This window comes from Streptomyces sp. NPDC054842 (genome assembly GCF_053611025.1).
The window spans coordinates 73,641-98,799 of record NZ_JBSGZN010000016.1 but is presented as its reverse complement, the minus strand read 5'-3'; the positions used below and the strand labels follow the sequence as shown (position 1 = coordinate 98,799).

Here is a 25,159-nt window from a genome sequence, read left to right as displayed (position 1 = left end):
TCAAATCCGGATAACGATCGTGTCACCGAGGCCGCGTCCTATGGGGCGCGGCTCGACTTTTGTCCGGTTCTCCCTGTGGTCTGCGCCACGAACGCCTCCGCCGATCACTGTTGCGGCCGTGATAAATCTTCACGACCGCCCGACGGGACGACACCCATGTCCCGCCGGGTGCGCCACCGAGCCGGCGGATCGCCGGCCAGGCACAGCTCCATCACATCCGGGGGGATCGGGACCCGATCCGAGGCCACGCAGACGGCTCGGGTCGGCATGGAGAAAGGCGCACCGAACATGACCTCATCGCAGGTCGACAAGAATTACGACGGCAGTGAGGCCGTGCAGAGCCCGGCGGCCGAGGACGGCGAGGGCTACCAGCGCGGGCTCGGCGCCCGCCAGATCCAGATGATCGCGATCGGCGGCGCCATCGGCACCGGCCTGTTCCTCGGCGCGGGCAAGGGCATCTCCAAGGCGGGACCCAGCCTGATCCTCGCCTACGCCATCGCGGGCGTGGTCATCTTCTTCATCATGCGCGCCCTCGGCGAACTGCTCATGTACCGCCCCGTGTCGGGCTCCTTCTCGGAGTACGCACGCGAGTTCATCGGCCCCTTCGCGGGCTTCGTGACCGGCTGGACCTACTGGCTGTTCTGGGTCATCACCGGCATGACCGAGGTCACCGCCGCCGCCCAGTACATGAAGTACTGGACCCACGACAGCGTGCCCCAATGGGTCACCGCGCTGGTCTTCACGATCATCCTGTACGGCGCGAACCTGATCTCCGTGAAGCTCTTCGGCGAGCTGGAGTTCTGGTTCTCCATGGTCAAGGTCACCGCCATCGTCGGCATGATCCTGATCTGCGCCGGCATCCTCACCATCGGCTTCTCCGACGCGGGCGACACCGCCTCCGTCAGCCACCTGTGGAGCGACGGCGGCTTCTTCCCGCACGGCATCGGCAGCACCCTGATGACCCTCCAGATGGTCATGTTCGCCTTCCTCGCCGTCGAGCTCGTCGGCGTCACGGCGGGCGAGTCCAAGGACCCGAAGACCGTCCTGCCGAAGGCCATCAACACGGTCCCGTGGCGCATCGCCGTCTTCTACGTCGGCGCCCTGATCATGATCCTCTCGGTCGTGCCGTGGACGCACTTCCAGCCGGGCGTCTCCCCGTTCGTCGCCGCCTTCGAGAAGATGGGCCTCGGCGTCGGCGCCGCCATCGTCAACTTCGTCGTCCTGACCGCCGCCCTGTCCTCCTGCAACTCGGGCATGTACTCCACCGGCCGCATGCTGCGCGACCTCGCGCTCAACGGCCAGGGCCCGCGGTTCTTCACCCGGCTCACCAAGAACGGCCTGCCGCTGATCGGCACCTCGTTCTCCGCCGCGATGATGCTGGTCGGCGTCTGGATCAACTACCAGTGGCCCGGCGAGGCGTTCAACTACGTCGTCTCCTTCGCCACCATCTCCGGCATGTGGGCCTGGATCATCATCCTGGTCTGCCAGATCCGCTACCGCCTGAAGTCCGACCGCGGCGAACTCCCGGTCTCCGAGTTCCGGGCCCCCGGCGGCATCTGGGCCAGTGGCCTCTCCCTCGCCTTCATCGGCATGGTGATCGTGATGATGGGCATCGACAAGGACGCCCGCATCTCGCTCTACTGCGCCCCGCTGTGGGCCCTCATCCTGGGCGTCTCCTACCTGGTGCTCAAGAGCCGCGACCCGCAGGGCACCGCGTTCGCCAAGCGCTGACCGCCGGCCGCCCCGGACCCCCGCGTCCGGCATCCGGGCCGCCCCGTACCACCCTTCGGTACGGGGCGGCCCTTCTGCTTATCCTGACCAGCATGCTGACCATCACCCAGGCGCTCTTCGACCAGATCGTCGCGCACGCGCGGCAGGACCACCCCGACGAGGCCTGCGGCGTCGTCGCGGGCCCGGCCGGCACGGACCGCCCCGAGCGGTTCATCCCGATGCTCAACGCGGCCCGCTCGCCCACCTTCTACGAGTTCGACTCGGGCGACCTGCTGAAGCTGTACCGCGAAATGGACGACCGCGACGAGGAACCGGTCGTCATCTACCACTCGCACACGGCCACCGAGGCCTACCCCTCCCGCACCGACCTCTCCTACGCGAACGAGCCCGGCGCGCACTACGTCCTGGTCTCCACCGCGGACGCCGACGAGGCCGGCCCGTTCCAGTTCCGCTCGTACCGGATCGTGGAGGGCGAGGTCACCGAGGAGGAGGTCAAGGTCGTGGAGAGCTACTGATCCCGCATTTCGGTCAGAATTCATCCACCATCTGAGATCACACTCCGGGACCCCGACCGGGAATCGATACGATGAGCCCATGGTTTCCCACGACGTGAGCGAGAAGACGCCGGGCACGCTGCTCGTGGCGCGGCTGCACGTCGACCTGTGCAGGCTCAACAGCGCCCTCTGTACGCGCTGACCCCTGCCGCCGCACGGCCGTGGAGCCGCGGCGTCCACCCCGCGTCCCGCTCGCACGCAGCGCCGCCGCGCGCCCACCGACCTGACTTCCCTCCCGACAGGAGCCCGCAATCATGGCCATCGAGGTCCGCATCCCCACCATCCTCCGCACCTACACCGACGGCCAGAAGGCCGTCGAGGGCGGCGGGGACACCCTCGCCGAGCTCTTCGCCGACCTCGAGACCCGCCACACGGGCATCCAGGCCCGCATCGTCGACGGCGGCGAGCTGCGCCGCTTCGTCAACGTCTACCTCAACGACGAGGACGTCCGCTTCCTCGACGGCATCAACACCAAGCTCACCGACGGCGACAACGTCACGATCCTGCCGGCCGTGGCCGGCGGCATGGCCTGATCGGTATGCGCTACGACTCCCCGCTGGCCGCGGTGGGCAACACCCCCCTGGTGCGCCTGCCGCGGCTGTCGCCGTCCGAGGACGTCCGCATCTGGGCCAAGCTGGAGGACCGCAACCCCACCGGCTCCGTCAAGGACCGACCCGCCCTGCACATGATCGAGCAGGCGGAGAAGGACGGCCGCCTCACCCCCGGCTGCACCATCCTGGAGCCGACCTCCGGCAACACCGGCATCTCGCTCGCCATGGCCGCCAGGCTCAAGGGCTACCGCATCGTCTGCGTCATGCCCGAGAACACCTCGCAGGAGCGCCGCGACCTGCTCGCGATGTGGGGCGCCGAGATCGTCTCGTCCCCCGCGGCCGGCGGCTCCAACACGGCCGTACGCGTCGCCAAGGAGCTCTCCGCCGAGCACCCCGACTGGGTGATGCTCTACCAGTACGGCAACCCCGACAACGCCGGCGCGCATTACGCCACGACGGGCCCGGAGATCCTCGCCGACCTCCCCTCCGTCACGCACTTCGTCGCCGGCCTCGGCACCACCGGCACCCTCATGGGCGTCGGCCGGTTCCTGCGCGAGCACAAGCCCGACGTGAAGATCGTCGCCGCCGAGCCGCGCTACGACGACCTCGTCTACGGCCTGCGCAACCTCGACGAGGGCTTCGTCCCCGAGCTGTACGACGCCTCCGTCCTCACCACCCGCTTCTCCGTCGGCTCCGCCGACGCCGTCACCCGCACCCGCGAGCTGCTCCAGCAGGAGGGCATCTTCGCCGGCGTCTCCACCGGCGCGGCCCTGCACGCCGCGATCGGCGTGGGCAGGAAGGCGGTGGCGGCGGGGGAGTCCGCCGACATCGTCTTCGTCGTGGCCGACGGCGGCTGGAAGTACCTCTCGACCGGCGTCTACACCGCCGCCACCACCGAAGAGGCCATCGAGACCCTCCACGGCCAGCTCTGGGCGTAGCCCCGACGCCGGCATCGACACCGCCGCCGCGACGCCGGACCGGCGGGCCACCCGGCCCGCCCGGCGTCAGCGGCGCGCGGGGTCCGCGACCCGGGGCGCACGCGACGTGCGACGTCCGAGACCCGGGGCACGCGCGGTGCGGGAACGGTCAGCGCGCCCAGGCGCGCGTCCGACGCGACCCGGGCACGGTCAGCGCGCCCAAGAGGCACGTCTGACGCGACCCGGGTTCGGTCACCACGCCGGGTGGCGCGTCTGATGCCGATCGGGGCACGGTCACCACGTCAGATGGCGCGTCCGGCGCCGTCCGGCCTCGGTCACGGCGCCCGAACGGCCCGTCCGACGCCGTCCGAGGACGGTCATCCGGCCAGGTGGCGCACCTGGTCCCACAGCGCGGGGTCCACGACCCCCACCCGGCGCCGGAAGTCCCCGACCGGCACGTCCCGCAGCTCGTCCGTCTCCAGGAAACTGGGCCTGCCGTGGGCATCGCCCACCGACCCCGGCGGCAGCGGGATCACCCCGGCCCGCTCGTCGTGGTACTTGCTGGTGATCTTCGCGACCGTCGCACGCCGGCCTCGCACGGACAGCACCAGACAGGGCCGGTCCTTCGACCCCGGCCCGTCCTCGTAGGGCACGTCCGCCCACCAGATCTCCGCCGGCCGCGGCCCCGGCACCTTCCGGCGCGGCCCGGACGGCCGCCCCGGCGGACGCGTACGCCCCGCCGGCCCGCGCCCCCGGCGCCCCCAGCCGTCGACCAGCGTCGCGACCAGCGCGAGCAGTACGACTGCCACCAGAGCGAGCCACCAGGACGTGTCCATACGGTAGAAGGTACCGGCGCGCACCCCGGGCCGCCGCCCCGCCCGGGCGCCCGTCCGCCTCCCGTCCATCCGAACCGGTGACAGCACAGGTGAGTTCGCCCACAACGGCCCCTGGCGGAGGAGCGACGGGACCTTTTGCGCCTTACGCTCGACGCACCGCACGACCCCCGTTCCCGTTTCGTTTCTGCCTTTGCATTTCCCGCCAGCGCGGAGGTTCCAGCTCTCATGAAGCTCACCGTCGTCGGCTGCTCGGGGTCGTTCCCGTCCGCGGAATCGGCCTGTTCGAGCTACCTCGTCGAGGCCGACGGCTTCCGGCTGCTCCTCGACATGGGCAACGGTGCCCTGGGCGAGCTGCAGCGCCACTGCGGTCTCTACGACCTCGACGCGATCTTCCTCAGTCACCTGCACGCCGACCACTGCATCGACATGTGCGCCTACTTCGTCGCGCGCTACTACCGCCACGACGGCGGACGCTGCGACCCCATCCCCGTCTTCGGACCCGAGGGCACGGAGCAGCGCCTGACCACCGCGTACGCGGACACGCCCTCCGCCTCCTCGATGAGCGAGGTCTTCGACTTCCACACGGTCAAGCCGGGCACCTTCGAGATCGGCCCCTTCACCGTGCACACGGAGAAGGTGCGCCACCCCGTGGAGGCGTACGGGATCCGGGTCGAGCACGGCGGCCGCTCGCTGACCTACTCCGGGGACACCGGGGTGAGCGAGACCCTCGACCAACTCGCCCGCGACACCGACCTGTTCCTGTGCGAGGCGGCGTTCACCCACGGCAAGGAGAACATCCCCGACCTGCACCTCAACGGGCGCGAGGCGGGGGAGACGGCCACCCGTGCGGGCGCGCGCCGGCTGGTCCTCACGCACATCCCGCCGTGGACGGACCCCCAGATCAACCTGACGGACGCCCGGGCGGCGTACGAGGGCCCGGTGGAACTGGCGGTACCGCGCAGGTCGTACGAGGTGTAGCCCCCGTACACACGACGAAGGCCCCCGGAGCGGACTCCGGGGGCCTTCGTCATGCGGTCGTGCGAGGGCTCACGCCTTGGTGAGGTCCTCGACCTCCTCCTCGGGCTCGCGGCCCGGGGTGGTCAGGTTGAACCTGACGATTGCGAAGCGGAAGACCACGTAGTAGATCGCGGCGAAGACCAGCCCGATCGGGATGATCATCCATGGCTTGGTGGCCAGGTTCCAGTTCAGGAAGTAGTCGATGGCGCCCGCCGAGAAGCTGAAGCCGTGGTGCACGCCCAGCGCCCAGGTGACAGCCAGTGAGATCGCGGTGAGCACCGCGTGGATCACGTACAGCAGTGGCGCGATGAACATGAACGCGAACTCGATCGGCTCGGTGATGCCGGTGACGAACGAGGTCAGCGCGAGCGACATCATCATGCCGCCGACGGCCTTGCGGCGCTCGGGACGGGCCGTGTGCGTGATCGCCAGGGCGGCCGCGGGCAGGGCGAACATCATGATGGGGAAGAAGCCGGTCATGAACTGTCCGGCGGTGGGGTCGCCGTGGAAGAAGCGCGGCAGGTCGCCGTGCCAGACGGCACCGGTGGCGTCCTTGTAGGAGCCGATCTCCTGCCAGGCGACGGTGTTGACGAACTGGTGCATGCCGACCGGGAGCAGGGCGCGGTTGATGGCGCCGAAGATGCCGGCGCCGACGGCACCGAGGCCGGTCATCCACTCGCCGAAGTTGGTGATCACGTCACCGACGGGCTCCCAGACCAGGCCGAAGAAGACGCCGACCGCGGTGCCGATGAAGGCCATCAGGATCGGGACCAGGCGGCGGCCGTTGAAGAAGCCCAGCCAGTCGGGCAGCTTCGTACGGTGGAAGCGCTGCCAGGTGACGGCGGCTATGAGGCCCATGACGATGCCGCCGAGGACCTTGGGGTCGTTGTAGGTGGCGGCGACGTCCGCACCCTTGGTGACCTTCGCGTCGGTGATCGGGAACGCGGTCAGCACGTTCTTGTAGACCAGGAAACCGACCAGCGCGGCCAGCGCGGTGGAACCGTCGGCCTTCTTCGCGAAGCCGATCGCGATGCCGACGCAGAACAGCAGCGGCAGGTTGCTGAACACCGCGTCGCCGGCGGTGGCGAACACGGAGGCGACCTTGTCCCAGCCGAGGCCGTCCTTGCCGAATACGTCCGGCTGGCCGAGGCGGAGCAGGATGCCTGCCGCCGGCAGCACGGCGATCGGCAGCTGCAGGCTGCGGCCGACCTTCTGCAGGCCCTGGAACAGGCCGGATCCCCGCTTCTTTGCGGGGGCCGCCGATGCGGTGGCGGTGCTCATAGTTCCTCCATGTGCTGGGCGCTGCCGGGGGACGGGAAGGGCGAAAACGGGGTGGGCAGCGACCGCGTGGTCTACACCACTCAGTGGTGTAGACCTGTTGTAGCACGGTGAAGGCGGGATAAGGAACCCGCCCGATTTGTGGGCTGGGCCATAGCGGAAGAACCGGTTCCATACATGCCGAAGGGCCCCCGGACCAGGCAGGTCCGGGGGCCCTTCAGACGACCGAGGGGCTCAGGCCCCCGCAGACGCGCTACGCCTTCGTCGTGTCCTCGACCTCCTCCTCGGGCTCGCGCCCCGGAGTCTTCAGATCGAACCTGGTGATCGCGAAACGGAAGATCGCGTAGTAGACGACGGCGAAGCACAGCCCGATCGGAATGATCGCCCACGGCTTGGTCGCCAGGTTCCAGTTGATGACGTAGTCGATCAGACCGGCCGAGAAACTGAACCCGTCGTGCACCCCCAGCCCCCAGGTCACCGCCATCGAGACACCGGTCAGCACCGCGTGCACCACGTACAGCAGCGGCGCGATGAACAGGAACGAGTACTCGATCGGCTCCGTGATGCCCGTGACGAACGACGTCAGCGCCACCGACAGCATCAGACCGCCGATCTCCTTGCGGCGATGCGGCTTCGCACAGTGCGTCATCGCCAGACACGCGGCCGGCAGCGCGAACATCATGATCGGGAAGAACCCGGTCGTGAACTGCCCCGCGTTCGGGTCGCCCGCCAGGAACATGTTGATGTCACCGTGCACCACCGTCCCGTCCGGCTTGGTGAAACTCCCGAACTGGAACCAGATGGGCACGTTCAGGAACTGGTGCAGCCCGATCACCAGCAGCGCCCGGTTCGCCACACCGAAGACACCCGCGCCCCACGCCCCGAGACCCACCAGCCAGTCGCTGAAGTTCTCCAGCGCGTCACCGATCGGCGGCCACACCCACACGCACAACGACGCGAACACGATCGCCACGAACGCCATGATGATCGGCACCAGCCGGCGCCCGTTGAAGAACCCCAGCCAGTCCACCAGCTTCGTCCGGTGGAACCGCTGCCAGAAGTACGCCGACAGCAACCCGATGACGATGCCGCCGAACACCCCGGGGTTCTGGTAGGTGAACTCCACCACGGAGTTGTCCTCCGCCTGGCACCCCAGCTTGATCGCCGTACTGCCCGACGGACAGTCCTCCGGGAACGCCCGCAGCACGCTGTAGTAGACGAGGAAACCCACCACCGCCGCCAGCGCCGTGGACCCGTCCGCCTTCTTCGCCATCCCGATGGCCACACCCACGCAGAACAGCATCGGCAGCCCCAGCTGACCGTCCAGCAGCGCGCCGCCCGCCGCGCCCATCACCTTCGAGACGTTGTCCCAGCCGAGCCCGTCCGCACCGAACACGTCCGGCTGCCCCAGCCGGTTGAGGATGCCCGCGGCCGGCAGCACGGCGATGGGCAGCTGAAGACTGCGGCCCATCTTCTGCAGCCCCTGGAACGCGGTGTTCCAGCGGGCGCGCGCGGGTGAGACGGCGCTGTCGGCGCTCATGGACGTCCTCCGGGAACAGGACCGGGTTTGGCGGCCGTTGAAAAGTGGTGTAGACCAGTTGCGAACGGTCGGGCTGTCGTGATCGACATCATTCGTCACACACCGCACGACCGCTCGCGAAGATGGGCCAACTGTGGGTTACTGCGACAAAAGCGGTTCGGATCAGGGAGAAGGACATGGCCACCAAGGCTGAGAAGATCGTTGCCGGGCTCGGCGGCATCGAGAACATCGAAGAGGTCGAAGGCTGCATCACCCGCCTCCGCACCGAAGTCGTCGACCCGAGCAAGGTCGACGAAGCCGCCCTCAAGGCCGCCGGCGCCCACGGCGTCGTCAAGATGGGCACCGCCATCCAGGTCGTCATCGGCACCGACGCCGACCCCATCGCCGCCGACATCGAAGACATGATGTGACCGCCTGACCCCACCGGGCCCCCACACACCGGGCCCCACCGGGCCCGCACCGCACCGGCGCCCCACCGCGCCCCCGGGCCCACCACGAGAGGCCGCTCCCCGCACCCGGAGCGGCCCCTCACGCACGTACGGCTAGGCTCGTCGCCATGTCTCGAATCGACGGCCGCACGCCCGAACAGCTCCGCCCCATCACCATCGAGCGCGGCTGGAGCAAGCACGCCGAAGGCTCCGTCCTCATCTCCTTCGGCGACACCAAGGTCTTCTGCACCGCCTCCGTCACCGAAGGCGTCCCGCGCTGGCGCAAGGGCAGCGGCGAGGGCTGGGTCACCGCCGAGTACTCCATGCTCCCCCGCTCCACCAACACCCGCGGCGACCGCGAAGCCGTCCGCGGCAGGATCGGCGGCCGCACCCACGAGATCAGCCGCCTCATCGGCCGCTCCCTGCGCGCCGTCATCGACTACAAGGCCCTCGGCGAGAACACCATCGTCCTCGACTGCGACGTCCTCCAGGCCGACGGCGGCACCCGCACCGCCGCCATCACCGGCGCCTACGTCGCTCTCGCCGACGCCGTCACCTGGGCCCAGGGCAAGAAGCTCGTCAAAGCCGGCCGACAGCCCCTCACCGGCACCGTCTCCGCCGTCTCCGTCGGCATCGTCGGCGGCGTACCCCTCCTCGACCTCCGCTACGAGGAGGACGTCAAGGCCGACACCGACATGAACGTCGTCTGCACCGGCGACGGCCGCTTCGTCGAAATCCAGGGCACCGCCGAAGCCGAACCCTTCGACCGCAAGGAACTCAACGCCCTCCTCGACCTCGCCGTCGCCGGCTGCGACGAACTCGCCGCCGCGCAGCGAGCCGCCCTCGAGGCAACCACGCGCTAGCCGTTCGCGTTCTAAGGGATACGGGCGCACGGTCCAGCCGTGCGCCCGCGACCACACCATGCCCACGGGGAGGGACCGTTCCATGGCCTCGCGCCACCGCCGCCGCACCGCGGTAATCGCCATCGTCACCGCACTCGTCGCCCTGCCGGCGGCCGTCGGCTGCGACGCCGTCAACAAGGCCCTGGACTGCGTCCAGACCGCCGACGCCATAGCCGACAGCGTCACCGACCTCCAACAGGCCGTCGAGAACGCCGCCAACGACCCCACACAGACCGACGAATCCCTCAGATCCATCGAGCGCAACCTCGACAAGATCGGCGACACGACCGACAACACCGACGTCAACAAGGCCGTCGACGACCTCGGCGAAGCCGTCGACAACGTCCGCACCGCCATCAAGAACGGCGACGAGACCCCCGACATCAGCCCCGTCACCGACGCCGCCGGCGAACTCACCAAGGTCTGCACGCCGTAACCCCCGCCACCCGGCCCACGGGTACCGGACCACCGGCCACGCCCACCCCTGGATACTGGTGCGCATGACCCGCCTGATCCTCGCCACCCGCAACGCCGGAAAGATCACCGAGCTGAGGGCGATCCTCGCCGACGCAGGACTGACCCACGACCTCGTCGGCGCGGACGCCTACCCCGACATCCCCGACGTCAAGGAAACCGGCGTCACCTTCGCCGAGAACGCCCTGCTCAAAGCCCACGCCCTCGCCCAGGCCACCGGACTGCCCGCCGTCGCCGACGACTCCGGCCTCTGCGTCGACGTCCTCGGCGGCGCCCCCGGCATCTTCTCCGCCCGCTGGGCCGGACGCCACGGCGACGACACGGCCAACCTCGACCTCCTGCTGGCACAGCTCGGCGACATCGCCGCCCCCCACCGCGGCGCCCACTTCGCCTGCGCGGCGGCCCTCGCCCTCCCCGACGGCACCGAACGCGTCGTCGAGGGCCGGCTCACCGGCACCCTCCGCCACGCCCCCTCCGGCACCAACGGGTTCGGCTACGACCCGATCCTCCAGCCCCACGGCGAGACCCGCACCTGCGCGGAACTCACCCCCGACGAGAAGAACGCGATCAGCCACCGCGGCCAGGCGTTCCGCGCCCTGGCCCCGGTGGTACGGGAACTGCTGGGCTGAGAGACGCGGACGGCCTGCCTCTCGGTTTCTCGTGAGGCAGGCCGTCCGTTCTGGTGCGGCGGAAGGGATTCGAACCCTCAAGCCCTTTCACAGGCCACAGATCCTAAGTCTGCCGCGTCGCCGTTGCGCCACCGCCGCCGACCACGTGCCATGGTACCGGCCGCGAGGCCGGAGGCGGGCAGGGGATGAACCGCTCACGGCGGCGGGCGCCGGCCACCACCCCGGCACCAGGTCCGGGTGATCGCATGGCAGTTGGGGCAGAGCAGCCGGAGATTCTCGCGCCGGTCGTCGCTCCGGTCCCCGTTGACGTGGTCGATCTCCAGCGTCATCGGTCTGCCCAGCCACTGCGGGCCGCACCCGCACCGTGCGCACAGCTCGGGCACGCCGACCGCGAGGAGCGCACCGCGGAGGCGGCTCGTCGAGGTGCGGCCCGCCCCGGCGTGCTTCACGAGCACGGCCTCCGGCGGCTTGACGGGGTTCGTCCCCGGCTTCCCCCGCCGGTGCGCCTGCCCCAGGAAGTGCGCGGTCGTGAGCCGGCCCTCGGCGATCCAGCGGCGGAGCATCAGGCGACGGCCACCGTTGTCCGGGTGGCCGAGTCGCCGCAGCACCTCGGCGAGCGAGGACGACTCGGCCACGGCACGGGCCAGCTCGCCCGACGCGGGACGCCCCCGGCGTCCGGTGCCGCTCACGCGGCCGACGCCCGCCCGCGGCGGGCCTTGGCCCGTCCCCGGTAGGTGTCCGTGGTGGAGTGGCAGTTGGGGCAGAGGATCCGCAGGTTCTCGGGGCGGTTGTTCCGCCAGTCGCCGTCGAGGTGGTCCACCTCCAACGGGAGCGGCTCCCCTTGCCACTCGGGACCGGTCCCGCACAGCGCGCACCGGTCGGCGACGCCCAGTTCGCCCAACGCCCTCTTCAGCCGGCTGCCGGGTGTGCGCCGTGCGTGCGGCGAGGAGTCGGCGACGAGGATCTCCTCGGCGCTCCTGCGGCGGCGGTTGTCCCGCATCCGCTCCGTCCTCACCACGGAAGTGAAGTGGGAGGTGTCGATGCCGTACGCCGTGATGCGTCGGGCGATGTTGGTGTGATGCCCGCCCACGGGGTCGAGTCCGAGGTGCCGCAGTACCTCGTAGACGCTGCTCGACCGGGCGACCAGCGGTTCCAGGATCTCCCTCGTCCACCGCGTGCCCTCCCGCTCGAATTGGGAGGTGTCCACCCCGAACCTCCGCATGCGCCTGCGGATGTGATCGCGCGTCGGACTCCCCGGATCCACCCCCAGCCTCTCCAGTGCCTCCGACAGCGTCCGGGACGCCTGCGCCGCTTCTTCCAGGCGGGCTCTGGTGTACGGGCTCGTGGCCATCGGTCCCCCTCCGGTACGGCCACCTGTTCGTGGCTCGTACGGAGTAACGAAGTGATCGTCGGACCGTCACGCGGAGGAAGGGAACGCACCGACGGGGCGGTGGCGGTGGGCGGAGGCCCCGGGGCGTGGGGCCTCCGTCCGTGGTTCGTTCGCCGGCCGGGGTCTCAGATGCCGAGGTCCTTGATGATCTTCGCCACGTGGCCGGTGGCCTTCACGTTGTACAGCGCCCGCTCGACCTTGCCCTCCTCGTCGACGATCACGGTGGAGCGGATGACGCCGACGACCGTCTTGCCGTACAGCTTCTTCTCGCCGAAGGCGCCGTACGCCTCCAGGACCGACTTGTCGGGGTCGCCGACCAGCGTCACCTTCAGGGACTCCTTCTCCCGGAACTTGGCGAGCTTCTCGGGCTTGTCCGGGGAGACGCCGATGACGTCGTAGCCGGCGCCCGCGAGCACGTCGAGGTTGTCGGTGAAGTCGCAGGCCTGCTTGGTGCAGCCGGGGGTGAGGGCGGCGGGGTAGAAGTAGACGATGACCTTGCGGCCCTTGTGGTCGGCGAGGGAGACCTCGTTGCCGTCGGCGTCCGGCAGGGTGAAGGCGGGGGCGGTGTCGCCGGGCTGGAGTCGCTCGCTCATCGGGTACCTCACGTGGCAGGGGCGGGTTTCGGGGAACGAGCCTAATGGGCTTCCGCACGTCCGGCAGGGGGTGCCGTGGGGTGCGATCGCCCGTGAGCTGACAGACTGTCGACCCAAGGCAGTCCGGAGAACAGAGTTACGTCGCAACGACCACGGAGGCAGCGCGGTGTCGGATACGTCGAGAACGTCGGATACCAGGACTCCGGCGCAGATCGAGGCGGACATCAAACGCCGCCGGGAAGTCCTCGCGGAGACGCTGGACGAGATCGGTGTGCGAGTCCACCCCAAGACCATCGTCGGGGACGCCAAGGCCAGGGCCGTCTCGCACATCGACCACACGCTGGGCCGCGCCTATGTGGGCGTGAACCGCGTCGTCGGTGATGTGCGGGGGCAGTTCGTCACGGAGGAGGGTGCGCCGCGGCTGGAGCGCATCGTTCCGGTGGCGCTGCTGGCGGTGGGGCTGGTGGGTCTGCTCACGCTGACGCCGCGGCGTCGCAGGCGCTGACCCGATGGCGTACGGAAGCGGCCGGGACAGGTAGGTTCGGGGCGTGAGCGAGAAGACCCATCACGACGACAAGCTGCCCATCCGGATGCTGCACGACCGTGTGCTCGTGCGGCAGGACGCCGCGGAGGGCGAGCGCCGCTCGGGCGGCGGCATCCTGATTCCCGCGACCGCGGCCGTCGGCCGGCGCCTCGCCTGGGCGGAGGTCGTGGCGGTGGGGCAGAACGTACGGACCGTGGAGCCGGGCGACCGGGTCCTGTACGACCCGGAGGACCGTGCCGAGGTCGAGGTGCGGGGCACCGCGTACGTGCTGATGCGCGAGCGGGACCTGCACGCGGTGGCCGCGGACCGCTTCGAGGGGTCCGAGGACTCGACCGGGCTGTATCTGTAGTCAGGTGTCGTGAGGGGCCGGTGACGGTGGTCACCGGCCCCTTCGGCGTTCCCTTTGCTACGTTGGTGGGACCCCGACGAGACGCGCCGTACCGGGATCCGCAAAGACGACGCACCCCCTGTTGCCCCAATGACGGAGGTGCCTGTCATGGCCTGGATCCTGCTGCTGGTCGCCGGTCTGCTCGAAGTGGCCTGGTCGGTCGGGATGAAGTACACGGACGGTTTCACCCGGCTGGTGCCGAGCGTCCTGACGGGCGCGGGGATCGTCGCGAGCATGCTGCTGCTGTCGTACGCGGCCAGGTCGCTGCCGATCGGTACGGCGTACGGCGTGTGGGTGGGGATCGGGGCCGCGGGTGCGGCGGTGCTCGGCATGGTGGTGCTGGGGGAGCCGGTGACCGCCGCCCGGATCTTCTTCGTCTGTCTGCTGCTGGTGGCCGTGGTGGGGCTGAAGGCGACCTCGGGTCACTGAGGCCGCCGTCACCGCTGCCGGGGCGTCACGGGCGTCTTGTGGTGGGTTCGCTGAAGAGTCCGGCCGCGGTGCCCGCGGCGTCGCCGCCGTCCGCCGCGCCGCCGGTGTCCGTCGTGCCGCCGTCCGCGCCGCCGTCGGTTCCGCCGTCGGTCGCGCCGCCGTCCGTGCTGCCGCCGTCCGTGGCGCCGCCGTCGGTGGTGGTGCCGCCGGTGGTGGGGGTGCTCCCGGTCGTGCCGCCCGTGCCGGGGGTGCCGCCGGTGTCGGTGCCGCCGGTGGTGGGGGAGGCGCCGGTGGTGCCGCCGGTGTCCGTGCCGCCGGTGCCGGGGGTCTGGCCGGTGGGGCCGGTGGAGGGCGGCTGGGGTTCCTCCGCGCCCGCCTCCAGCTCCAGGTCGAAGTCCTTGACGGGGCTGTCCTGGAGGGCGGTGCGCGTGTACTGGGCCCAGATCTGCGTCGGGTAGCCGCCGCCGTTGACGCGGGCCTGGCCGAGCGCGCCGTACAGCGGCTTGTGTTCGCCGGTCTCGGGGTCCTGGCCCATCACGGAGACGACGGTGGCGAGGTCGGGTGTGTAGCCGGCGAACCAGGCGGCCTGGTCGTTCTCGGCGGTGCCGGTCTTGCCGGCGGCGGGGCGGCCCGCGGCCTGCGCGGCGGTGGCGGTGCCGCCCTCGACGACGCTCTGCAGGACCGACGTGGTGGTGTCGGCGGCCTCGCGGTCGACGGCCTGCCGGGTGCCGCGTCCGGGCAGCCGCACGTCCTCGGCGCCGTCCTTGGTGATGTCCTCGACGAGGGTGTAGGTGCCGTGCCTGCCGTGGTTGGCGAGGGTCGCGTAGGCCTGCGCCATGTCCAGGACGCTGGCGGTGGCCGGGCCGAGCGCGATGGACGGGGTGGCGCTCAGGTCGGGGGTGCTCGCGGGGACGCCGAGGGCGACGGCGGTGTCCTTGACCTTCTCCGGGCCGACGTCGACCGCCATCTGGGCGTACACCGCGTTGACAGACTTGTCGGTGGCGGTGCGCACGGTGATCGGCCCGTAGGAGACGTTGTCCTCGTTCTCGGGGGCGTAGGTGCCGCCGCTCCAGCCCTGGACGGGCCGTTTGTCGGTGCCGTCGTAGACGGTGTTGGGGGTGATGGTGCGGCCGTCCTGCGTGGTGGAGCCGTTCTGTACGGCGGAGGTGAAGACGAACGGCTTGAAGGTGGAGCCGACCTGGTAGTCGCGGCGGGTGGCGTTGTTGACGTACTGCTTGGTGTAGTCGATGCCGCCGTACATGGCGACGACCTTGCCGTTCGCCGGGTTGATGGAGACGCCGCCGGCGCGGACGTAGGTGTCGACCTTGCGGTTCTTCTTGTCGAGGCGGTCCATGACCTGGTCGTCGACGGCTTCGACGAAGGCGTTCTGCTTCTTCTTCTGGATGGTGGTGGTGATGCGGTAGCCGCCGGTGGCGAGGGTGTCCTCGTCGATGATCTTGTTGCTGGTGAGGTAGTCGCGGACGGCCTGGACGAGGTAGCCGCGCTGTCCCGACATGCCGGCCGAGCCCTTGGCCTCCTTGGGCGCGGGGAACGTGACGTCGACGCGTTCGGCCTGGCTGAGCCAGTCCTTCTTGACCATGCCGTCGAGGACGTAGTTCCAGCGGGCCACGGCCGCGGACTTGTTCTCGGGGTGGGCGATCACGTCGTACTCGCTGGGCGCGTTCAGGAGCGCGGCGAGGTAGGCGCCCTGCCCGACGGTGAGGTCCTGGGCGTCGACGCCGTAGTACGCCTGGGCGGCGGCCTGGATGCCGTAGGCGTTGCGGCCGAAGTAGCTGGTGTTGAGGTAGCCCTCGAGGATGTCGTCCTTGCTCTTCTCGCGGTCGAGCTTGATGGAGATGAAGAACTCCTTCACCTTCCGGGTGACGGTCTGCTCCTGGCCGAGGTAGTAGTTCTTCACGTACTGCTGGGTGATCGTCGAGCCGGACTGCTTGCCCTTGCCGGTGACGGTGTTCCAGCCGGCGCGGACCATCGCCTTGGGGTCGACGGCCGACTCGGTGTAGAAGTCCCGGTCCTCGGCGGCCAGCACCGCGTGCTGGGTGCCCTTGGCGATCTGGGCGAGTGTCACGTTCTCGCGGTTGACCTCGCCGTCGCGGGCGAGCTGGCTGCCGTCGGCGTACAGGTAGACGTTGCTCTGCTTGACGGCGGCCGCGTTCGCGGGCGGGATCTTCACCAGGTAGTAGCCGAGGGCGAAGAGGCCGACGAGGAGCAGGATCAGGCCGACGAAGGTGCCGAGGACCATCCGCCAGGTCGGGACGAGGCGGCGCCAGCCGGTGCGCCGGGGCCGCTTCTTCTTGCCTGCCGCGTCCTGCGGGTCCGAGGGGTCCGGCGGCGCCTGCGCGGGCTCGTCGGGCGCCCGGCCCTTGCTGCTGTCCTGCGGCTGCGGCTCGTCGCTCATCTCGGTGCCGGACTCCTGTTTCGCGTCGTACTGATGCGTACGACCTCGTACGTCTTCTGCGTCCCCTCTTGAAGACTCTCGCACCGGGCGTTCCGTTCCCCGATCCCGGAACGTGTCGCGGCGGGAAATTGCGTGGCACGCCGCGTCGTCCGCGGGCTAGGCTCGTGCGCTTTGGCCCGGAGCGGCGAAGGGGGGCGGTGCTCGTGGGGACGGTGCGGCTGTACGCGGCGGTCGCGGTGAGCGGGTTCCGCCGGTACGCGACGTACCGGACGGCGACGGCGGCGGGCGTGTTCACCAACACCGTGTTCGGGCTGATCCTGGCGTACACGTATCTGGCGCTGTGGCACGAGAGGCCGCACCTCGGGGGGTACGACCAGGCGCAGGCGCTGACGTACGTGTGGCTGGGGCAGGCGATGCTGATGGTGGTCGCGGTGATGGGCGGTGGGTTCGAGGAGGAGCTGATCGAGCGGATCCGCACCGGTGACATCGCGATCGACCTGTACCGGCCGGTGGACCTGCAGGCGTGGTGGCTGGCCGCGGACGCGGGGCGGGCGCTGTTCCATCTGCTGGGCCGGGGGGTGGTGCCGATGGTGTTCGGCGCGTGCGTCTTCGAGCTGGCGCTGCCCGCCGATCCGCTGGTGTGGCTGGCGTTCCTGGTCGCGGTGGCGCTCGGGGTGGTGGTCAGTTTCGCGCTCCGTTTCCTGGTGGCGCTGTCGGCGTTCTGGCTGCTCGACGGGGCGGGGGTGGCGCAGTTGGCGTTCCTGGCGGGGATCTTCTGCTCGGGCATGCTGCTGCCGCTGAACGTGTTCCCGGGTGTGCTGGGCGAGGTGGTGCGGGCGCTGCCGTGGGCGTCGCTGATCCAGGCGCCGGTGGACGTCCTGCTCGGCCGGGCGGAGCCGCTGTCCACGTACGCGTTCCAGGCCGCGTGGGCGGTGGGGCTGCTGGCGGCGGGGCGGCTGCTGCAGGGCGCGGCGACCCGGCGGGTGGTGGTGCAGGGTGGCTGACGGCGGCGCGTTCGCGGGCGGCGGGCCGGGGCGGGTGCGGGAGGCCCTGCGCGCGTACCGGATGATCGCGGCGATGTGGATCCGGTCGACGATGGCGTACCGGGCGTCGTTCGCGATGACGGCGTTCGGGAACTTCGCGGCGACCGCGCTGGACTTCGCGGCGATCCTGCTGATGTTCTCGCAGGTCGACCGGCTGGGCGGTTACTCGCTGCCGGAGGTGGCGTTCCTGTACGGGCTGTCGGGGGCGGCGTTCGGGCTGGCGGACCTGGCGATGGGGTCGATGGACCGGCTGGGGCGGCGGGTGCGCGACGGCACGCTGGACACGCTGCTGGTGCGTCCGGTGCCGGTGCTGGCGCAGGTCGCCGCGGACCGGTTCGCGCTGCGCCGGCTGGGCCGCGTCGTCCAGGGCCTGCTGGTCCTCGGCTGGGCCGTCGCGGCTCTCGACGTCGCGTGGAGTCCGCTGAAGGTGCTGCTGGTCCCGGTGACGCTGCTCAGCGGGGGTGCGATCTTCGCGGCGGTGTTCGTGGCGGGCGCGGCGTTCCAGTTCGTGGCGCAGGACGCCTCCGAGGTGCAGAACTCGTTCACGTACGGCGGCAACACGCTGTTGCAGTACCCGCCGACCGTCTTCGCGAAGGACCTGGTGCGCGGGGTGACCTTCGTGCTGCCGCTGGCTTTCGTCAACTGGCTGCCCGCGCTGTACGTGCTGGGGCGGCCCTATCCGCTGGATCTGCCGGTGTGGGTTGCCTTCACGCCGCCGCTGGTGGCGGTGGGCTGCTGCGCGCTGGCGGGTCTGGTCTGGCGTGTGGGACTGCGTTCCTACCGGAGTACGGGGAGTTAGCGGACATGGACCGTCACAGTGCCGTCCCGGAGGGGGCGCCGGCCGTCGCGGCCGGCGGGCCGGTGGCCGCCGGACAGGGCTTCATCGAACTCGACGGTGTGGAGAAGGTGTTCGAGGTGCGCAGGAGGACCGGGTTCCTGCGCGGCGAGCGCCGGCGGGTGCGGGCGGTGGACTCCCTGTCGTTCACCGTGGCGCGGGGGGAGATGGTGGGCTACATCGGCCCGAACGGCGCCGGGAAGTCGACGACCGTCAAGATGCTGACGGGGATCCTGACGCCGAGCGGTGGCCGGCTGCGGGTGGCGGGCATCGATCCCTCGCGCGAGCGGACCCGGCTGGCGCAGCGCATCGGCGTGGTGTTCGGGCAGCGCACGACGCTGTGGTGGGACCTGCCGCTGATCGACTCGTACCGGCTGATGCGCCGCATGTACCGCATCCCGGACGGGCGTTACCGGGAGAACCTCGACCGCTGTGTCGAACTCCTGGAGCTGGCGCCGCTGTTGGACGTGCCGGTGCGGCAGCTGTCCTTGGGGCAGCGGATGCGCGGGGACATCGCGGCGGCGCTGCTGCACGACCCGGAGGTGCTGTACCTGGACGAGCCGACGATCGGTCTGGACGTGGTCTCCAAGGCCAAGGTGCGTGGTTTTCTGCGGGACTTGAACACGGAGCGCGGCACCACGGTGCTGCTCACCACGCACGACCTGACCGACATCGAGCAGCTGTGCCGCCGGGTGATGGTCATCGACCAGGGGCGCCTGATCTACGACGGTGCGCTCGCCGGGCTGCACGAGGTGGCGGAGGCGGAGCGGACGCTGGTGGTGGACCTGGAGCGTGAACTGCCGCCGCTGCGGGTGGAGTCGGCGCGGGTGGTGCGGGTGGAGGGGCCGCGGCAGTGGCTCGCTTTCCCGGCGGCGCAGTCGGCGGCTCCGCTCGTGGCGCGGATCGCCGCCGAGTATCCGCTGGTGGATCTGTCGGTCCGGGAGCCCGACATCGAGGCGGTCATCGCGCGGATGTACGCGGAGAGGGCGAACTCGTAGGCTGCTCGGCATGACGGACGAACTCCCCGAACTCCGGGCCTCCGACGCCGATCGTGAACGAGTGGCCGAGGTGCTGCGGGACGCGCTGGCCGAGGGCCGGCTGGACATGGATGAGTTCGAGGAGCGGCTGGAGGCGGCGTACCGGGCCCGTACGTACGGTGAGCTGGCGCCGATCACCCGCGATCTGCCGGGTGCGGAGGTCGTCGCGCCGGTGTTCCCGGCCGGTCCGCCCGCGGAGCGCGGCGGCTGGGGCGGGCGGATCGTCGGCGGTGAGGGGTCGTCGTCCTGGGGTGTCGCCGTGCTGTCGGGGTTCGAGCGCAAGGGTCGCTGGACCGTGCCGCGGCGCTTCACGGCGTTCACGTTCATGGGCGGCGGCGAGCTGGACCTGCGCGAGGCGGACTTCGCGGAGCGCGAGGTCGTCTTCCACTGCGTCGCGGTCATGGGCGGCGTCAACATCCTCGTGCCGCCGGGCGTCGAGGTGGTCGTGCGCGGTGTCGGCTTCATGGGCGGCTTCGACCACCGCGAGGACGGTGTGCCGGGCGACCCCGGAGCGCCGCGCGTGATCGTCACCGGGTTCGCCTTCTGGGGCGGGGTGGGTGTGGAGCGCAAGCTGACGAAGGCGGAGCGGCTGCGGCTGAAGGAGGAGCGCCGGCGGCGCAAGCTGGAGCGCAAGGCGGCCCGCAAGGAACTCCAGGGCTCCGCCCGGCCGGACGCCGACGACCTCGACGACGACGTCGACGGGTCGGACGGGTCGGGCGGGTCCGACGAGCGGGACGGCCTGCGCCGGGAGTCGCCGACGGACCGTCAGGACAGCCTCCACGAACGGAACCGGGAGCGCCGGGAGGCGCGGCGCGAGGACCGCGGCCGGCGGTGGCACGGGGGCCACTGACCGGCGGCGCCGGGGTCCGTCACAGCTCGGCCGGGGCCGCGCCCTTCAGGTCGCCCAGGTCGAAGGAGTCGGCCATCCTGCGGTAGCCCCTGTCGCTCGGGTGCAGGTGGTCGCCCGAGTCGTAGTCGGCGCGCAGCCGGCGCGGGTTGTACGGGTCGCGCAGCGCCTTGTCGAAGTCCACGACGTCGTCGTACACCCGGCCCGAGCGGATCTCCGCGTTCACGGCCTGGCGTACGGCCTCGCGGCTGTCCGTGTAGCCGCGGTGCCCCTGGAAGGGCATCAGGGTGGCGCCGACGACGCGCAGTCCCCGTGCGTGGGCCTGCGCCACGAGCTTGCGCAGTCCGCCGACGATCAGACGGGGGTCGGCCTGGTTCGGGTTGCGCAGGATGTCGTTGACGCCGAGGTCGACGACGACGGCCCTGACGTTCGTGCGGCCGAGGACGTCGCGCGGGAAGCGGGAGAGGCCGCTCGGGTTGTCGGCGGGGCGGCCGAGGCCGGAGGCCAGGACCTGGTTGCCGCTGATGCCCTGGTTGACGACGCTGTAGCGGGGCACGTCGCCGGAGCCGGCCGCCTCGCGCAGGCGGTCCGAAAGGACGTCCGTCCAGCGGTGGTTGGCGCCCACGGTGGAGGTGACGCCGTCGGTCAGCGAGTCGCCGATCACGACGACCGTGCCGTCCGACTCGTTGCTGAGGACGTCCAGGGCGGTCAGGTAGCGCCAGTACGGGGTCTGCTCGGTGTACGCGGTGCCGGTGACGTCCTCGGTGCGGTCGCCCTCGGCGGTGTACGAGATCTGCCGGGCCTGCGGGTGGTAGGTGACCGGGCCGGACGGGGTGGGCGAGAACGTGGTCACCAGGACGTCGCTGCCGCGCGGGACGGTGACGCGCACGGCGTCGCTCATGACCTGCCGCCCGGCCGGGATGATCACCGAGGCGTTCCCGGCGAAGGTGAGCCGGCGCATGGTGTCGGCCGCGGCGGCGGGGTCGTCCGGGGCGGCCGCGACGGCGAGCGTGGCGTGGGTGATGCTGAGCGGCTGCTGCCCGTAGAGATTGGACAGCGTGACGCGGGCACTCGTACCTCCGACACCGGCGTGCACGACGTTGCGCACGGAGCGGCCCGCCATGCCGTTCGTCTCGGTGCCCGGCTCCGCGCCGGCCGGGGAGGCCGACCAGGAGCCGACCCAGGTGCCGGTGGACGCCGGGGCGGCGGAGTTGTGCGGGGTGCGGCCGCTCGCCAGATCGGTCTCGGCGCCGCCCTCGTCGGTGGAGACACCGACGTATATGGCGGCGGAGAACGTCATGATCACGGCGATGATCGCGGCGAGCAGGGCGCCGTGCCGTGCGGGGGACACCCCCGCACCCCCGGCCTGACGCTTGGTCATGCGGTGCGTGTCTCCTCGGACGACGGGAGCCCGAGGCTCCGATGTGATGACCCCATGATGCGGCATGGGGAAGAAGAACTCCGAAAGACCCCCGAGGTCCCCGGTGGTACTCCCGTCCGGACAGACGCCGGGAACTCCTGTTCCGTTCCATGAGTCGGTCAGGAAGGGACAATGTGTACGAGGTCACCGAACGGGTGGAGCGGATGGAACGTACGAAAGCGGAAGAAGCGGGTGCCGAGGGTCAGCATGCCCGGCCGGGTGCCCCCGGGAACCGTCCGGCCGCCGGCCCCTCCGGCCGGGCCATGAACACGTTCAGCCCCGCCGACGAGGAGAAGCGCCGCGGGGTGCGCCGGATGAAGATCACGGCGACCGGTCTGCTGCTCCTCGTCGCCCTCGTCTACGTCCTCGCCACCTGGGCGTCCCACCAGGGCGCGGGCGCCTGGACGGAGTACGTGGCCGCCGCCGCGGAGGCCGGCATGGTGGGCGCGCTCGCCGACTGGTTCGCGGTCACCGCCCTCTTCCGTCACCCGCTCGGACTGCCCATCCCGCACACGGCGATCATCCCCAGCAAGAAGGACCAGCTCGGCGTCTCCCTGGGTGAGTTCGTCGGCGAGAACTTCCTCTCCGAGGAGGTCGTACGGCAGCGGCTGCGCGCCGTCGGCATCGGCAGCCGCCTCGGCGCCTGGCTCGCCGAACCGGAGCACGCCGACCGCGTCACCGCCGAGCTCGCCACCGCGCTGCGCGGGGCGCTGACCGTGCTGCGCGACGCCGACGTCCAGGCGGTCGTCGGCGAGGCCATCACCCGGCGCGCCGACGCCCAGGAGATCGCCCCCGGCATCGGCAAGATGCTGGAGCGGGTCGTCGCCGACGGCGGCCACCACCGGGTCGTGGACCTGGTCTGCGTGCGCGCCCACGACTGGCTGGTGCTGCACGGCGACTCGGTGATGGACGCCGTACAGGGCGGCGCCCCCGGCTGGACCCCGCGCTTCGTCGACAAGAAGGTCGGCGAGCGGGTCTACAAGGAACTGCTGCGCTTCGTCACCGAGATGCGCGACGCGCCCTCGCACCCGGCCCGTGGCGCCCTCGACCGCTTCCTCACCGACTTCGCCTCCGACCTCCAGTCCGACACCGACACCCGGGCGCGCGTGGAGCGCCTCAAGGGCGAGGTCCTCGGCCGCGGCGAGGTCCAGGACCTCATCGCCTCCGCCTGGACGGCGGTACGCGCCATGATCGTCTCCGCCGCCGAGGACGAGCGCAGCGAGCTGCGGCTGCGGGTGAGGGCCTCGCTGCTCTCGCTGGGCGCCCGCATGGCCACCGAGCCGAAGCTGCAGGACAAGGTCGACGGCTGGGTCGAGGGGGCCGCGGTGTACGTGGTGACGACGTACCGCAAGGAGATCACCTCCCTGATCACCGACACCGTGGCCGGCTGGGACGCCGAGCACACCACCCGGAAGATCGAGGCCCACATCGGCCGCGACCTGCAGTTCATCCGCATCAACGGCACGGTGGTCGGCTCCCTGGCCGGACTGCTCATCTACGTGGTGTCGCGCGCGCTGGGGGCCTGAGGCGGCGTACGCGGGCGGGGCGGGCGTCGGCGTACTCGCGGGGCGGGCCGGGCTGCTCATCTACGTGGCGTCACGCGCGCTGGGGGCCTGGGACGGCGAACGCGGCGGGGCGGGCGGGGCTACCCGGGGGGCGTACGCGGGCGCTCGGCCCGCCGGGCGTGAGAAGCGCGGACCAGGGCACTCTCAACTGGGTCACCCCCGGGGTCACTCAACGGAGAGGGAGCCATGACAGCATCAGCGACGCCGGCCTCAGTGCCCGGCTCCACGGGAACCGTCACGACCGCGGTACCGGCCCGCCTGGACCGGCTGCCGTGGTCACGCTGGCACTGGATGATCGTGATCGGCCTCGGCACCGTCTGGATCCTGGACGGCCTCGAGGTCACCACCGTCGGCAACATCGCGGGCCGTCTCTCCGAGGAAGGCAGCGGACTCGCCATCTCCTCGGCGCAGGTCACCGGTATCGCGGCGGCGCTCTACGTGGCGGGTGCCTGCGCGGGCGCGCTGTTCTTCGGCTGGCTGACCGACCGGTTCGGCCGCAAGAAGCTGTTCATGATCACGCTCGCCGTGTATCTCGCCGCGACCGCGCTGACCGCCGTGTCCTTCTCCCCGTGGTGGTTCTTCACCTTCCGCTTCCTCACCGGCTTCGGCATCGGAGGCGAGTACGCGGCCATCAACTCCGCGATCGACGAGCTGATCCCCTCCAAGTACCGCGGCCGGGTCGACCTGATCATCAACGGAAGTTACTGGCTCGGCGCGATCGGCGGGGCCCTGCTCTCCATCGTCATGCTGAACACCGACATCTTCCCGGCGAACGTCGGCTGGCGCCTGACCTTCGCCCTCGGCGTCGTCCTCGGACTGGTGATCCTGCTGGTCAGGCGGCACGTGCCGGAGAGCCCGCGCTGGCAGTTCATCCACGGCAAGGGCGAGGACGCCGACGCCCTCGTCACCTCCGTCGAACGCGAGATCGAGCAGGAGAAGGGGGAGCCCCTCCCGGCGCCGGACCGCGAGATCACCATCGAGCAGCGCAAGAGCATCGGCTTCGGCCTCATCGCCAAGACCGTCTTCGGCCGCTACCCCAAGCGGGCCACGCTCGGACTCGCCCTCTTCATCGGCCAGGCGTTCCTCTACAACGCCATCACCTTCGGCTTCGGCGCCATCCTCACCAAGTTCTTCGACGTGCCCACCGGCAAGACCGGCTACTACTTCGCCGTCATCGCGGCCGGCAACTTCCTCGGCCCGCTGCTGCTCGGCAAGCTCTTCGACACCCTCGGCCGGCGCATCATGATCTCCTCGACCTACCTGATCTCCGGCCTCCTCCTCTTCGGCACGGCCTGGCTCTTCGACCGCGGCTCGCTCAGCGCGGTGACGATGACCGCCTGCTGGTGCGCGGTGCTGTTCTTCGCGTCGGCGGGCGCCTCCAGCGCCTACCTGACGGTCTCCGAGGTCTTCCCGATGGAGACCCGGGCCATGGCCATCGCCTTCTTCTACGCCCTCGGCACCGCGGCCGGCGGCATCAGCGGCCCGCTGGTCTTCGCGGACCTCACCGAGTCCGGCGTGGTCGGCGACACAGTGCTCGCCTTCCAGATCGGCGCGGGCCTGATGTGCGCGGCGGGACTGGTCGCCGTGTTCCTCGCGGTGAACGCCGAGCGCCGCTCCCTGGAGGACATCGCCACACCGCTGTCGGCGACCGAGAACAAGCAGACGTCCGACACCACTTCGGCACCGGCCACCTGACCGCAGGCCCCCTCACGGCCACGGCCCGGCGTCCTCTGGGCGCCGGGCCGGGGTGCGTGGGGCCGGTGTCCTGCGGGGGGCGGGCTGGGAGGCGTGCGCC

At 70.8% G+C, this 25,159-nt stretch carries 27 protein-coding genes, 1 tRNA gene and 1 riboswitch; of the genes, 19 read left to right on the top strand and 9 right to left on the bottom strand.

The genetic code is table 11. The annotated features are described in order from the left end of the window. Positions 1–288 precede the first annotated feature (288 nt). The 5 genes from ACWGIS_RS15440 to ACWGIS_RS15420 all read left to right on the top strand — a co-directional run bounded on the left by ACWGIS_RS15440 (position 289) and on the right by ACWGIS_RS15420 (position 3,774). A complete protein-coding gene (locus tag ACWGIS_RS15440; RefSeq protein ID WP_453362910.1) occupies positions 289–1,731 on the top strand; it encodes an amino acid permease in 1,443 nt (480 codons plus the stop codon). Positions 1,732–1,823: 92 nt separating this feature from the next. Then, a complete protein-coding gene (locus tag ACWGIS_RS15435) occupies positions 1,824–2,246 on the top strand; it encodes a Mov34/MPN/PAD-1 family protein (RefSeq protein ID WP_453362909.1) in 423 nt (140 codons plus the stop codon). Between the two features lie 79 nt (positions 2,247–2,325). Next, positions 2,326–2,427 (top strand): putative leader peptide, encoded by a 102-nt coding sequence (locus ACWGIS_RS15430; RefSeq protein ID WP_453362908.1) that lies wholly within the window; start codon positions 2,326–2,328, stop codon positions 2,425–2,427. Positions 2,428–2,539: 112 nt separating this feature from the next. Beyond that, positions 2,540–2,818, top strand: a complete 279-nt coding sequence (locus tag ACWGIS_RS15425; protein ID WP_355780359.1) for a MoaD/ThiS family protein — start codon at positions 2,540–2,542, stop codon at positions 2,816–2,818. A gap of 5 nt (positions 2,819–2,823) precedes the next feature. Next, the gene (locus tag ACWGIS_RS15420) at positions 2,824–3,774 is read left to right on the top strand and encodes a PLP-dependent cysteine synthase family protein (protein WP_453362907.1); all 951 of its coding nucleotides are present in this window, start codon (positions 2,824–2,826) and stop codon (positions 3,772–3,774) included. A 356-nt stretch (positions 3,775–4,130) separates the two neighbouring features. Here ACWGIS_RS15420 and ACWGIS_RS15415 read toward each other — a convergent pair whose 3' ends face one another. Further along, a complete protein-coding gene (locus tag ACWGIS_RS15415; RefSeq protein WP_453362906.1) occupies positions 4,131–4,589 on the bottom strand; it encodes a type II toxin-antitoxin system PemK/MazF family toxin in 459 nt (152 codons plus the stop codon). A gap of 225 nt (positions 4,590–4,814) precedes the next feature. Between ACWGIS_RS15415 and ACWGIS_RS15410 the strand changes: the two genes are divergently transcribed. Then, a complete protein-coding gene (locus ACWGIS_RS15410) occupies positions 4,815–5,567 on the top strand; it encodes an MBL fold metallo-hydrolase (protein WP_453362905.1) in 753 nt (250 codons plus the stop codon). 69 nt (positions 5,568–5,636) lie between these two features. On the opposite strand, the gene ACWGIS_RS15405 is transcribed toward ACWGIS_RS15410, so the two are convergent. Continuing rightward, entirely contained in the window at positions 5,637–6,887 is a 1,251-nt protein-coding gene (locus ACWGIS_RS15405) for a PTS transporter subunit EIIC (protein WP_121402713.1), read from the bottom strand. Between the two features lie 250 nt (positions 6,888–7,137). Continuing rightward, positions 7,138–8,424: a PTS transporter subunit EIIC gene (locus ACWGIS_RS15400; protein WP_453362904.1), complete on the bottom strand. Its 1,287-nt coding sequence runs from the start codon at positions 8,422–8,424 to the stop codon at positions 7,138–7,140. Positions 8,425–8,546: 122 nt separating this feature from the next. On the opposite strand from ACWGIS_RS15400, the gene ACWGIS_RS15395 reads away from it, so the two are divergent. From ACWGIS_RS15395 to rdgB, 4 genes are all read left to right on the top strand, one after another. Next, entirely contained in the window at positions 8,547–8,834 is a 288-nt protein-coding gene (locus ACWGIS_RS15395; protein ID WP_453362903.1) for a glucose PTS transporter subunit EIIB, read from the top strand. A gap of 146 nt (positions 8,835–8,980) precedes the next feature. Continuing rightward, positions 8,981–9,715 carry a ribonuclease PH gene (gene rph / locus ACWGIS_RS15390; RefSeq protein ID WP_453362902.1) on the top strand — a complete coding sequence of 245 codons (735 nt, stop codon included), beginning with the start codon at positions 8,981–8,983 and terminating at the stop codon, positions 9,713–9,715. A gap of 82 nt (positions 9,716–9,797) precedes the next feature. Then, positions 9,798–10,190, top strand: coding sequence for a hypothetical protein (locus ACWGIS_RS15385; RefSeq protein WP_453362901.1), 393 nt, complete (start codon positions 9,798–9,800; stop codon positions 10,188–10,190). 64 nt (positions 10,191–10,254) lie between these two features. Then, the gene (gene rdgB, locus ACWGIS_RS15380; RefSeq protein ID WP_453362900.1) at positions 10,255–10,857 is read left to right on the top strand and encodes an RdgB/HAM1 family non-canonical purine NTP pyrophosphatase; all 603 of its coding nucleotides are present in this window, start codon (positions 10,255–10,257) and stop codon (positions 10,855–10,857) included. Between the two features lie 51 nt (positions 10,858–10,908). Here the strand turns inward: rdgB and ACWGIS_RS15375 are convergent. The 4 genes from ACWGIS_RS15375 to bcp all read right to left on the bottom strand — a co-directional run bounded on the left by ACWGIS_RS15375 (position 10,909) and on the right by bcp (position 12,840). After that, positions 10,909–10,995 (bottom strand) — tRNA-Leu (locus ACWGIS_RS15375). A 56-nt stretch (positions 10,996–11,051) separates the two neighbouring features. Beyond that, positions 11,052–11,546 carry an HNH endonuclease signature motif containing protein gene (locus ACWGIS_RS15370; RefSeq protein WP_453362899.1) on the bottom strand — a complete coding sequence of 165 codons (495 nt, stop codon included), beginning with the start codon at positions 11,544–11,546 and terminating at the stop codon, positions 11,052–11,054. Then, complete coding sequence (locus ACWGIS_RS15365; RefSeq protein WP_453362898.1) at positions 11,543–12,208, bottom strand: HNH endonuclease signature motif containing protein; 666 nt, start codon at positions 12,206–12,208, stop codon at positions 11,543–11,545. Before ACWGIS_RS15365 ends, ACWGIS_RS15370 begins: the two co-directional genes overlap by 4 nt. A 164-nt stretch (positions 12,209–12,372) precedes the next feature. Beyond that, positions 12,373–12,840 (bottom strand): thioredoxin-dependent thiol peroxidase, encoded by a 468-nt coding sequence (gene bcp / locus ACWGIS_RS15360; RefSeq protein WP_453362897.1) that lies wholly within the window; start codon positions 12,838–12,840, stop codon positions 12,373–12,375. Between the two features lie 166 nt (positions 12,841–13,006). On the opposite strand from bcp, the gene ACWGIS_RS15355 reads away from it, so the two are divergent. The 3 genes from ACWGIS_RS15355 (at position 13,007) to sugE (ending at position 14,201) form a co-directional block, all read left to right on the top strand. Then, a complete protein-coding gene (locus tag ACWGIS_RS15355) occupies positions 13,007–13,345 on the top strand; it encodes a DUF3618 domain-containing protein (RefSeq protein ID WP_453362896.1) in 339 nt (112 codons plus the stop codon). A 43-nt stretch (positions 13,346–13,388) separates the two neighbouring features. After that, positions 13,389–13,733: a GroES family chaperonin gene (locus ACWGIS_RS15350; RefSeq protein ID WP_355780317.1), complete on the top strand. Its 345-nt coding sequence runs from the start codon at positions 13,389–13,391 to the stop codon at positions 13,731–13,733. Between the two features lie 45 nt (positions 13,734–13,778). Next, positions 13,779–13,849, top strand: a riboswitch (guanidine-III (ykkC-III) riboswitch). Between the two features lie 31 nt (positions 13,850–13,880). Then, positions 13,881–14,201 (top strand): quaternary ammonium compound efflux SMR transporter SugE, encoded by a 321-nt coding sequence (sugE, locus tag ACWGIS_RS15345; protein ID WP_355780314.1) that lies wholly within the window; start codon positions 13,881–13,883, stop codon positions 14,199–14,201. A 25-nt stretch (positions 14,202–14,226) separates the two neighbouring features. Here the strand turns inward: sugE and ACWGIS_RS15340 are convergent, their stop codons facing one another. Beyond that, positions 14,227–16,617 carry a transglycosylase domain-containing protein gene (locus ACWGIS_RS15340; RefSeq protein ID WP_453362895.1) on the bottom strand — a complete coding sequence of 797 codons (2,391 nt, stop codon included), beginning with the start codon at positions 16,615–16,617 and terminating at the stop codon, positions 14,227–14,229. A 203-nt stretch (positions 16,618–16,820) separates the two neighbouring features. On the opposite strand from ACWGIS_RS15340, the gene ACWGIS_RS15335 reads away from it, so the two are divergent. The 4 genes from ACWGIS_RS15335 to ACWGIS_RS15320 are packed head-to-tail and all read left to right on the top strand — an operon-like array spanning position 16,821 to position 20,382. Further along, positions 16,821–17,621 carry an ABC transporter permease gene (locus tag ACWGIS_RS15335; protein WP_453362894.1) on the top strand — a complete coding sequence of 267 codons (801 nt, stop codon included), beginning with the start codon at positions 16,821–16,823 and terminating at the stop codon, positions 17,619–17,621. Beyond that, positions 17,614–18,459 (top strand): ABC transporter permease, encoded by an 846-nt coding sequence (locus ACWGIS_RS15330; protein WP_453362893.1) that lies wholly within the window; start codon positions 17,614–17,616, stop codon positions 18,457–18,459. The genes ACWGIS_RS15335 and ACWGIS_RS15330 overlap by 8 nt, the downstream gene beginning before the upstream one ends. Positions 18,460–18,464: 5 nt before the next feature. After that, on the top strand, positions 18,465–19,493 hold the full coding sequence (locus ACWGIS_RS15325; RefSeq protein ID WP_453362892.1) for an ABC transporter ATP-binding protein: 1,029 nt from the start codon (positions 18,465–18,467) through the stop codon (positions 19,491–19,493). A gap of 10 nt (positions 19,494–19,503) precedes the next feature. Then, a complete protein-coding gene (locus tag ACWGIS_RS15320; protein ID WP_453362891.1) occupies positions 19,504–20,382 on the top strand; it encodes a DUF1707 SHOCT-like domain-containing protein in 879 nt (292 codons plus the stop codon). Positions 20,383–20,401: 19 nt separating this feature from the next. Here ACWGIS_RS15320 and ACWGIS_RS15315 read toward each other — a convergent pair whose 3' ends face one another. Next, a complete protein-coding gene (locus ACWGIS_RS15315; protein ID WP_453362890.1) occupies positions 20,402–21,760 on the bottom strand; it encodes an SGNH/GDSL hydrolase family protein in 1,359 nt (452 codons plus the stop codon). Positions 21,761–21,963: 203 nt separating this feature from the next. On the opposite strand from ACWGIS_RS15315, the gene ACWGIS_RS15310 reads away from it, so the two are divergent. Further along, positions 21,964–23,325 carry a DUF445 domain-containing protein gene (locus ACWGIS_RS15310; RefSeq protein WP_453362889.1) on the top strand — a complete coding sequence of 454 codons (1,362 nt, stop codon included), beginning with the start codon at positions 21,964–21,966 and terminating at the stop codon, positions 23,323–23,325. Between the two features lie 225 nt (positions 23,326–23,550). Continuing rightward, positions 23,551–25,059, top strand: coding sequence for an MFS transporter (locus ACWGIS_RS15305; RefSeq protein ID WP_453362888.1), 1,509 nt, complete (start codon positions 23,551–23,553; stop codon positions 25,057–25,059). Positions 25,060–25,159 lie beyond the last annotated feature (100 nt).